Source organism: Gilliamella sp. Bif1-4 (assembly GCF_001690535.1).
Lineage (GTDB): Bacteria > Pseudomonadota > Gammaproteobacteria > Enterobacterales > Orbaceae > Gilliamella > Gilliamella bombi.
This window is the reverse complement of record NZ_LZHC01000059.1, coordinates 43,628-52,269: the sequence shown is the minus strand read 5'-3', so window position 1 is coordinate 52,269 and position 8,642 is coordinate 43,628. Positions and strand designations below refer to the sequence as shown.

6 protein-coding genes, 2 tRNA genes and 1 rRNA gene are annotated in these 8,642 nt (G+C 38.0%); all 9 read right to left on the bottom strand.

Annotated features, from left to right (window positions below):
• Window positions 1-148 precede the first annotated feature (148 nt).
• Window positions 149-224 (bottom strand) — tRNA-Ala (locus A9G25_RS08550).
• A 56-nt stretch (window positions 225-280) separates the two neighbouring features.
• Window positions 281-357, bottom strand: a tRNA-Ile gene (locus A9G25_RS08545).
• Between the two features lie 58 nt (window positions 358-415).
• A 16S ribosomal RNA gene (locus A9G25_RS08540) occupies window positions 416-1,953 on the bottom strand.
• Window positions 1,954-2,255: 302 nt separating this feature from the next.
• On the bottom strand, window positions 2,256-3,437 hold the full coding sequence (gene purT, locus A9G25_RS08535) for a formate-dependent phosphoribosylglycinamide formyltransferase (RefSeq protein ID WP_065626569.1): 1,182 nt from the start codon (window positions 3,435-3,437) through the stop codon (window positions 2,256-2,258).
• Window positions 3,438-3,515: 78 nt separating this feature from the next.
• Window positions 3,516-4,814: an adenylosuccinate synthase gene (locus A9G25_RS08530; RefSeq protein WP_065626568.1), complete on the bottom strand. Its 1,299-nt coding sequence runs from the start codon at window positions 4,812-4,814 to the stop codon at window positions 3,516-3,518.
• A 19-nt stretch (window positions 4,815-4,833) separates the two neighbouring features.
• The gene (hflC, locus tag A9G25_RS08525; RefSeq protein ID WP_065626567.1) at window positions 4,834-5,793 is read right to left on the bottom strand and encodes a protease modulator HflC; all 960 of its coding nucleotides are present in this window, start codon (window positions 5,791-5,793) and stop codon (window positions 4,834-4,836) included.
• 10 nt (window positions 5,794-5,803) lie between these two features.
• Complete coding sequence (gene hflK, locus A9G25_RS08520) at window positions 5,804-7,033, bottom strand: FtsH protease activity modulator HflK (RefSeq protein WP_065626566.1); 1,230 nt, start codon at window positions 7,031-7,033, stop codon at window positions 5,804-5,806.
• Window positions 7,034-7,056: 23 nt separating this feature from the next.
• The gene (hflX, locus tag A9G25_RS08515; protein ID WP_065626565.1) at window positions 7,057-8,352 is read right to left on the bottom strand and encodes a ribosome rescue GTPase HflX; all 1,296 of its coding nucleotides are present in this window, start codon (window positions 8,350-8,352) and stop codon (window positions 7,057-7,059) included.
• Between the two features lie 19 nt (window positions 8,353-8,371).
• Complete coding sequence (hfq, locus tag A9G25_RS08510; protein WP_065626564.1) at window positions 8,372-8,617, bottom strand: RNA chaperone Hfq; 246 nt, start codon at window positions 8,615-8,617, stop codon at window positions 8,372-8,374.
• Between the last annotated feature and the right edge of the window lie 25 nt (window positions 8,618-8,642).

Below are 8,642 nucleotides of genomic sequence, written 5' to 3'. Positions count from 1 at the left end.
CAATCTATAATAAAAAGCTTTTCATAAAAACGAGAACTCGTTTCTTTCAGCTTGTTCCTAATTGTTAAAGAGCTTTATCTTTCTATTCACTTAAACCACTAAATCAAGTAAATACAAACATAATTTATTTTAAAAGAGACTTCTTTAATGGTGGAGCTAAGCGGGATCGAACCGCTGGCCTCCTGCGTGCAAGGCAGGCGCTCTCCCAGCTGAGCTATAGCCCCATTGTGTTCACTTCTTCAACCCGTTAAAGCCAAAACCAGCAAAACTTATGTTGAATTGGTGGGTCTGAGTGGACTTGAACCACCGACCTCACCCTTATCAGGGGTGCGCTCTAACCACCTGAGCTACAGACCCAATAAAGTGACTCTTTCTTCTAAACAAACAATCTGTGTGAACACTTACAAGCACTTCGTAAGGAGGTGATCCAACCGCAGGTTCCCCTACGGTTACCTTGTTACGACTTCACCCCAGTCATGAACCACACCGTGGTAAACGCCCTCCCGAAGGTTAAGCTATCTACTTCTGGTGCAACCCACTCCCATGGTGTGACGGGCGGTGTGTACAAGGCCCGGGAACGTATTCACCGTGACATTCTGATTCACGATTACTAGCGATTCCGACTTCATGGAGTCGAGTTGCAGACTCCAATCCGGACTTAGACGTACTTTGTGAGGTCCGCTTACTCTCGCGAGGTCGCCTCCCTTTGTATACGCCATTGTAGCACGTGTGTAGCCCTGGTCGTAAGGGCCATGATGACTTGACGTCGTCCCCACCTTCCTCCGCTTTATCAACGGCAGTCTCCTTTGAGTTCCCGACCGAATCGATGGCAACAAAGGATAAGGGTTGCGCTCGTTGCGGGACTTAACCCAACATTTCACAACACGAGCTGACGACAGCCATGCAGCACCTGTCTCACAGTTCCCGAAGGCACTCTCGTATCTCTACAAGATTCTGTGGATGTCAAGACCAGGTAAGGTTCTTCGCGTTGCATCGAATTAAACCACATGCTCCACCGCTTGTGCGGGCCCCCGTCAATTCATTTGAGTTTTAACCTTGCGGCCGTACTCCCCAGGCGGTCGATTTATCGCGTTAGCTTCGGAGCCCATCACTCTAGGCAACAAACTCCAAATCGACATCGTTTACAGCGTGGACTACCAGGGTATCTAATCCTGTTTGCTCCCCACGCTTTCGCATCTCAGCGTCAGTATCTGTCCAGAAGGCCGCCTTCGCCACCGGTATTCCTCCACATCTCTACGCATTTCACCGCTACACGTGGAATTCTACCTTCCTCTACAATACTCTAGTTAACCAGTTTTAAGTGCAATTCCTAGGTTGAGCCCAGGGCTTTCACACCTAACTTAATTATCCGCCTACATGCCCTTTACGCCCAGTCATTCCGATTAACGCTCGCACCCTCCGTATTACCGCGGCTGCTGGCACGGAGTTAGCCGGTGCTTCTTCTGTAATTAACGTCAATTAATGTACCTATTAGATACACTTCCTTCCTCATCACCGAAAGTACTTTACAACCCGAAGGCCTTCTTCATACACGCGGCATGGCTGCATCAGGGTTCCCCCCATTGTGCAATATTCCCCACTGCTGCCTCCCGTAGGAGTCTGGACCGTGTCTCAGTTCCAGTGTGGCTGGTCATCCTCTCAGACCAGCTAGAGATCGTCGCCTTGGTGAGCCTTTACCCCACCAACTAGCTAATCCCATATGGGTTCATCAAATGGCGCATGGCCCTAAGGTCCCATGCTTTGGTCTCTCAACTTTATGCGGTATTAGCAGTCGTTTCCAACTGTTGTCCCCCTCCATTCGGCAGATCCCCATACCTTACTCACCCGTCCGCCACTCGTCATCAAGTGCAAGCACTCATGTTACCGTTCGACTTGCATGTGTTAAGCCTGCCGCCAGCGTTCAATCTGAGCCATGATCAAACTCTTCAATTTAAAGTTTGATGCTCAATAACTGTCTCTGACATATTCAAATGAATCTTCAGTGTCACTTATCAAGACTTAATTTTTTTTAGTCCGTAGACTTTAATCTTTTGTCTCGCAAGTGCCCACACAGATTGTCTGTTTCTTCTTTTTAAAGAGCTAACAGCTTTTACTTCTTCATCAACCTTTCGTTGATTCAGTTTGCTGTCTCAAGGGTTGCGTATATTACTCACTTCACATGCGAACGTCAACCCCTATTTTAGAAATTTTTATTTTTTTTTATTGAATGACTGCTTTTTACACAAATTTAGGCATTATAGGGTTATTTTTAGTTGTTTTGTCACATTAATAGCTTTATTAGTAGCCTCTTTAACTGTCGATGCTCTAGCTAACGCAACTCCCATTCTTCTTGTTCCTTTTACTTCTGGTTTACCAAATAAACGTAAATCAGTTTGCGGTTCGCTTAATGCTTTATCAATATTAGCAAAAGTTATTTGTTTGGAATTACCTTCTATTAATAAGACTGATGATGCACAAGCACCATATTGTTCTATAGTTGGAATTGGCAATCCTAATATTGCCCTAGCATGTAATGCAAACTCAGATAGGTTTTGTGAAATTAATGTCACCATACCAGTATCATGGGGGCGAGGTGATACTTCACTAAACCATACTTGCTCCCCTTTAACAAATAATTCAACACCAAATACCCCTCGTCCACCTAATGCTTCTGTTATTTTAGTTGCAATATTTTTCGCTTGTTTCAATGCTTTTTCAGGCATCTGCTGAGGTTGCCAAGATTCTCGATAATCACCTTTTTCTTGACGATGGCCAATTGGTTCGCAGAATGAAACTCCGTTAATATGCCGAACAGTCAGCAAAGTAATCTCGTAATCAAAATCAACAAAACCTTCTATGATTACTTTACCTCCACCAGAGCGCCCTCCCTCTTGAGCATATATCCATGAAGATTTAATATCTACTTCACTACGCAATAAAGATTGACCTTTACCCGAAGAGCTCATAACTGGCTTAATCAAACATGGAAAACCGATCTCTTTTACCATTTGTTCATATTCAAATTCGTTTTCAGCGAAACGGTAAGGTGAAGTGGGTAGTTTTAATTCTTCTGCAGCAAGACGACGAATCCCCTCACGATTCATTGTTAATTGCGTTGCTTTTGCTGTTGGAATAACAGTAAATCCTTCTTTTTCCAACTCAACTAATGTAGATGTGGAAATAGCTTCAATTTCTGGAACAATATAATCGGGATTTTCCATTTCAATGACTTTTTTTAGAGCATCCCCATCAAGCATATTAACAGTATGATACCGATGAGCTACTTGCATTGCTGGCGCATTAGCGTATCGATCAACTGCAATAACTTCACAGCCAAAACGTTGTAATTCAATCGCCACTTCTTTAGCTAACTCTCCTGCACCACAAAGTAATACTTTTGTTGCAGTCGGTGATAAAGGAGTACCTAATTTAGCCATAATTCCCTCATACACAGTTAATCGTTATATCTCAAGAAATAAAAAATCGGGAAAATTATCCCGATTTTTTAATCAATATTAAGCTTGATAAGGATCACGTAAAATCATGGTTTCATTGCGATCCGGACCTGTTGAAATAATATCAATTGGTGTTTCGGTTAACTCTTCAATTCTTTTGATATAAGCTTTTGCTGCTTGTGGCAGTGCATCATAGCTTTTAATACCAAAAGTTGATTCGCTCCAACCTGGCATAGTTTCATAAACAGGTTTAACTAAGCTCCAGTCTTCAGCGGCAGCTGGAGCATTTTTGATAACATCACCATTTGGTAATTGGTAACCGACACAAATTTTTACTTCTTTCAGCCCATCTAACACATCAAGCTTAGTTAAACAAAATCCTGAAACAGAATTAAGTTGTACCGCTTTACGCACAGCAACTGCATCAAGCCATCCAGTTCGGCGGCGACGACCTGTTGTTGCACCAAATTCATTACCTTGTTTACAAAGATACTCACCAACTTCATCAAACAGCTCGGTAGGAAATGGGCCTGCACCAACACGAGTAGAATAAGCTTTAACAATACCTAACACATAGCCAACATAACGCGGGCCAAAACCAGATCCCGTTGCCACACCACCAGCAGTAGTATTAGAAGAAGTTACAAAAGGATAAGTACCATGATCGATATCAAGTAATGTACCTTGTGCACCTTCGAACATAATTCTTTCACCTTTTCTTCGTGCATCTTCTAAAAGCGCAGGAATATCGGCAATCATAGCAACTAAAATATCAGCTATAGCTAATGTAGCATCTAAAACTTTTTGATAATCTACTGCTTCGGTTTTGTAATAATTGACTAATTGGAAATTATGATATTCCATCACATCTTTTAGTTTTTCAGCAAAAGCTTGACGATCACGTAAATCACCAACTCGAAGTCCACGGCGAGCAACTTTATCCTCATAAGCAGGACCAATACCACGCCCTGTTGTTCCAATAGCTTTATTGCCACGAGCTTTTTCTCGAGCTTGATCTAATGCAATATGGTAAGGCAAAATTAGAGGACATGATTCAGAGATAAGGAGTCTTTCCCTAACAGGAATACCACTATTTTCTAACTCTTTCATCTCTTTCATCAAAGCATCAGGACAAAGCACTACACCATTAGCAATAATGCTAATAACATCATTACGTAAAATTCCTGATGGAATTAAGTGTAATACTGTTTTTTCACCATTAATAACTAATGTATGACCTGCATTATGCCCTCCTTGATAGCGAACAACATACTTTGCTTTTTCCGTAAGTAAATCAACAACTTTACCTTTTCCTTCATCACCCCATTGTGTACCTAACACAACAACATTATTACTCATAGACTATTTACTCATTTTGTTAATTATCAGATTTTAATTTCATATATTTAAAAAATTCACTATCAGGGCTAATAACTACAATATCATTATCTGTAAAGCTTCGTTCATAAGTTTTTAGCCTCCGTATAAAGCTAAAAAACTCTATATCTTTACCAAAGGCATCAGCATAAAGTTTGATTGCATTCGCATCACCTTCACCACGAATAGAGCGAGATTGACGTTCAGCTTCAGATAATATTTTGGTTACTTCTAGTGTAGCCTCTGCTCGTATTTCATCAGCTCTTTTAACACCTTGAAAATGTTGATTTTGGAACACATTATTTCGTTCTGCTTTCATTTTCTCATAAATAGAATTAGACATTTCTTGAGGAAAATTAACTTTCTTTAAGCGAACATCAATAACTTCAATACCGAAAGGTCTCATACTCGCTTGATTAACCTCTAAAGCTTTTTCATCTTTATTAGCTTGATTTTCAATCGAATTACTTTTATCCAATTCTTTAACCGTGCTATTTAAAATATCTTTTACACGGGTTACTATAGAATTATGAGAGTTATTATTCGTATCATTAACAACATCAATGATATTTAATTTTTCAATTTCTGTTCTTAAACAACCATTTGATCGAGCAAGCAACAAGTTCTCGATACTATTACCAGCAGCAATAGTTTCATAATATCGATTAAAATCAATAATCTTCCATTGTACAAAATAATCAACAACTAAATCTTTATTTTCACGTGTTCTAAATTTTTGTTCTTGACCGGCATTATTAGGACTATTTATTGTTTTTATTTTAGCATCAACAATTTTTACATTATCCATTCCTGGAAATTTAAAATGTAATCCAGGTTCAGATAATCCTATAATTTTATTAAACCGTAAAACTATTCCACGAGTACCTTCTTCAATAACATAAGCGCTAGAAAAAAACACACCAATCAAAATTAATACTATAGGAACCAATAATTTGCGCATGCTTTTCTCCTTATCTTTTCATAAACCGTGGAGTCCGCGTAGTCTCGCCAACTTTAATGGTGTTATTAGTGTTATTGTTATTTTCTTTTGATAATTCCAGCTTTGATTTAGGCTGTTCTTTTACTGTTTCAGACGAGCTCAGCATATTGGAATTATATTCACTATTTTGGTTTAATAACGTCATTGTTTGAGAATTTTTTTCACTCTTATTTTTTAATAGTGCTTCTAACGGTAACACCATCAAATTTCCACTTTTATCATTCACTATAATCTTATTAGTTTTGGTTAATACTCTTTCCATAGTTTCAATATATAAATGTTCTTTAGTAATTTCTGGTGCTACTTTATATTGTGGTAAGATTTTTTCAAAACTGGCCACATCACCTGCAGCTTCAAGTTCTACTCTAACCTTATATGCATTAGCATCAGCTAAAATTCCTGCTGAACGTTCTTCTGCTTGCTGAATTTTTTTCACCTTATCAGCTTCAGCTTGTTTGATTTCTCTCTCACTATCGTCTTGAGAATGAAGCGTTTTATTGTCAGTACCTTTCACTTCATCTGGTAGACGAGCAACTTGAAAATTCAAATTAACAATATTAATACCCATATCATAGGGACTAATGATATTAACTAACTCATCTTTAGTGCTACGTTCTAGAGCTGAACGTTCATCAGAAATTATCGCATCAATATTTGAACTTGCCACCACCGTTCTAAGGGCGCTATCGGCAGCTTGGCGCAAACTATCTTCTACATTAGTGACATTAAATAAATATTTTAAAGGATCGCTGACACTATATTGCACATTTATATCAACAAAAACCAAATTTTCACCAGCTGTAACAATAAGTCCCTTTTCGTTGAAATTTCGAATACCCTGTGTATCAACAATATACACTTTATTGATTAAAGTTGGCTTCCAATTTAGTCCTGGTTGAATGATTTCAGATTGAACTTGACCGAAGCGAGTAATTACACCACGTTGATTTTGGTTAATGGTATAAAACCCACTTCCCGCCCAAACTACAACAAGTAAAGCAATTATAGATATGATAATTTTAGTTGTACTCATCGGCAATTTAATTCCAGAGGAACCATTATTATTACCGAAATTATTTTTTTTTAATAATTTTTTAACTTTATCAAATAAACCATCAGATGAATGATTAGTTGGCTTTTTTTTATTATTCCCCCATGGGTCGTTATCTTGTCCGTTATTGCCGGGCTGATTCCACGCCATATTGTATATGCTCCATTTGATAATTAGTTGTTATTTTGCTTATTGATCAAGTATAACAGATCTGGTTCTTGTTTACAGAGGCGATTCCATTCTATAGAGGGAATTCTCACATCTAGATGAAAACTACCATCCTCATTAATAAATTCATTTTCTACCGCATTTAACTGATATAAACGACTTCTTAATCTTGCTAAATAAGCAGGTAAGTTTAAGTGGCAAACTTGTATTTGCTTAGCTAGCCTTTCTTTTAAAGCAATAAATAATTGATCTAATCCTAAACTATTTTGCGCTGAAATCCAAACACGAATTGGTATACCGTTTTCATCTCTATCAATACTTGGTTGTTTGCCTTCTATCAAGTCGATTTTATTCATAACAAGTAATGTTGGAATTTCGTGCGCATCAATTTCGTGCAAAACTTCATCAACAGCATGCATATTATCTAATAAATTAGGATCTGCTGCATCAACAACATGTAATAACAATGCAGCTTGTTGAGTTTCTAATAACGTTGCTTTAAAAGCCGCAATTAAATCATGTGGCAAATGGCGAATAAAACCAACTGTGTCAGCTAAAACAACTTCACCGACATCATCAACAATAACTCGACGAAGCGTTGGATCGAGTGTAGCAAATAACTGATTAGCAGCATATACATCAGCATTTGTTAACGCATTAAATAATGTTGATTTACCTGCATTCGTGTAGCCAACAAAAGAGACTGTTGATAGATCTGCTTTATTTCGTGATTGACGATTTTGATTTCGCTGTTTTTCAACTTTAGCAAGTCTTGATAAAATTAATTGAATCCGTTGACGAATCAACCTTCTATCAGTTTCTAATTGAGTTTCACCTGGACCACGTAAACCTATCCCACCTTTTTGACGTTCTAAATGCGTCCAACCTCTAACTAAACGAGTCGAAAGATGTTGTAACTGTGCTAGCTCAACCTGTAATTTACCTTCATGTGTTCTGGCTCTTTGAGCAAAAATATCAAGAATCAATCCTGTTCTATCAACAACACGACATTTGCACAATTGCTCTAGATTACGTTCTTGGGAGGGAGTTAAAGAATGATTTACTAAAATAACAGAAGCATTGAGCTTTTTAACTTTTTCTGCTATTTCTTGAGCTTTACCTTCACCTACAAAATATTTGGTTTGAGGTGCTTTTCTTGAAGTTGTTACAATATCGAGAATATCTATTTGAGCCGAAGAAACCAAAATTTCAAACTCTTTAAGATCCTCGATATTGCTCTCTTGAGGAAAGAATACATGGACTAATAAGGCAGATTCACCACCTTTATATCTCTCAAACAATCAGACTCTCCATAGAAATTCAGCTTTCGCTTTCATCTTCGGGTTGAGATACCAATCCAGAAATAGGTCTAGATGGTACGACTGTCGAGATAGCATGTTTATATACCATTTGACTTACAGTATTTTTTAACAAAATCACAAATTGATCAAATGATTCAATTTGCCCTTGTAACTTAATACCATTAACTAAATAGATTGAGACAGGAATATGCTCTCGACGAAGCAAATTTAAATAAGGATCTTGTAATGACTGCCCTTTTGACATGAGTTTATCCTTTAAAAATAATTAT

Bases quoted from the DNA above. Each gene is read 5' to 3' on its own strand.
- purT (WP_065626569.1), bottom strand. From the start codon at position 3,437: ATGGCTAAATTAGGTACTCCTTTATCACCGACTGCAACAAAAGTATTA.
- A9G25_RS08530 (WP_065626568.1), bottom strand. From the start codon at position 4,814: ATGAGTAATAATGTTGTTGTGTTAGGTACACAATGGGGTGATGAAGGA.
- hflC (WP_065626567.1), bottom strand. From the start codon at position 5,793: ATGCGCAAATTATTGGTTCCTATAGTATTAATTTTGATTGGTGTGTTT.
- hflK (WP_065626566.1), bottom strand. From the start codon at position 7,033: ATGGCGTGGAATCAGCCCGGCAATAACGGACAAGATAACGACCCATGG.
- hfq (WP_065626564.1), bottom strand. From the start codon at position 8,617: ATGTCAAAAGGGCAGTCATTACAAGATCCTTATTTAAATTTGCTTCGT.